This window comes from Novosphingobium guangzhouense (genome assembly GCF_002896965.1).
In the GTDB taxonomy this organism is placed as follows: Bacteria; Pseudomonadota; Alphaproteobacteria; order Sphingomonadales; family Sphingomonadaceae; genus Novosphingobium; species Novosphingobium guangzhouense.
Map to the genome: position 1 here is coordinate 1 of NZ_LYMM01000020.1, position 546 is coordinate 546.

Here is a 546-nt window from a genome sequence, read left to right on the forward strand (position 1 = left end):
AAATGCAGGGGGATAGCGCCCGCCTGCCCGCAACCGCGACATGGCCGTCATGGCCGATCCCACTTTCACCGCTGTCGATCTCTCGCGCCTGCCCGCGCCGGACATCATCGAGACGCTCGACTATGAAACGCTGCTGGCGAAAGCGATAGCGGTTTTCAAGGAAGAGATGGCAGCGCTGGGCGTTGCTATCGAGACCCGCGACAGCGACCCCGCGATCAAGCTGCTTCAGACATTCTCCTACCTCGCCCAGCTGCTGCGCCAGCGGGTAAATGATGCCGCCCGCGCCGTCATGCCCGCCTTTGCGGTCAATGGCGATCTCGACAATATCGCTGCCACCTATGGTATCGTGCGCAAGGTCATCACCCCTGCCGACGAATCGCAGGGCGTTGCCGCCGTCATGGAAAGCGACACCGAATTTCGTCGTCGCATGGTCCTGGCACCCGAAGGCTATTCCGTTGCCGGGCCGGAGGGCGCGTACCTCTTCCACGCCTTGTCCGCCGATGCTGAAGTGCTCGATGCCACTGCCACCAGCCCTTCGCCGGGCGT

The 546-nt window shown here is 63.4% G+C and carries 1 protein-coding gene; it reads left to right on the forward strand.

The window, feature by feature from the left end; all coding sequences use genetic code 11:
- Positions 1-49 precede the first annotated feature (49 nt).
- Positions 50-546: baseplate assembly protein (locus tag A8V01_RS04950; protein WP_245892339.1), on the forward strand; the 497-nt coding region annotated here is incomplete at its 3' end.